1 protein-coding gene is annotated in these 625 nt (G+C 34.1%); it reads left to right on the forward strand.

Going from position 1 to position 625, the window contains the following annotated elements; translation table 11 throughout:
• Positions 1-77 precede the first annotated feature (77 nt).
• The coding region (locus tag CF599_RS19280; protein WP_143824846.1) for a transposase at positions 78-625 on the forward strand (548 nt) is incomplete at its 3' end.

Below are 625 nucleotides of genomic sequence, written 5' to 3' on the forward strand. Positions count from 1 at the left end.
GAAGTCGTCTTGACTTTTGTAAAATAAAGAAGGGTTATAGAAATTTGTGTCGCTAAACAAACAAAACCTACAACCCCGTGTACCAAGTACTCCACAAAGATAGTATAGAATTAGATATAGTACCACACTTACCCCTACCAAAAAGAGGGTTTAAATCAAAAGCTCCACTTTATGAGATAGTTAATGCTATATTATATAAACTAAAAACAGGTATCCAGTGGAGTTATTTACCAGTTCAAGCTTTATTTAGCACTCAAGTATTAAGTCATAAAACAGTATTTGGTCATTTTCGTAATTGGTGCAAAGCTGGTGTATGGCAATCTTGTTGGACTGAATTATTAAAAAAGAATAAGTCTCTTATTGATTTATCAAGTGGAGATTTAGATGGCAGTCACACCACAGCTTTAAGAGGAGGAGAACAGGTTGCTTATCAAGGTAGGAAAAAACGTAAGACGACAAACTCCTTATATTTTACAGATCGTCAAGGCATACCTTTAGCCATGTCTGAACCGATAGCTGGAAATCACAATGATTTATTTGATATAGAAATCTATTTTGAAGATATAACCGATCAATTAACTAAAGCAGAAATACCTCTATCGGGATTGTTTATTAATGCTGATGC

The organism is Myroides sp. N17-2, assembly GCF_002286775.1.
GTDB lineage: Bacteria > Bacteroidota > Bacteroidia > Flavobacteriales > Flavobacteriaceae > Flavobacterium.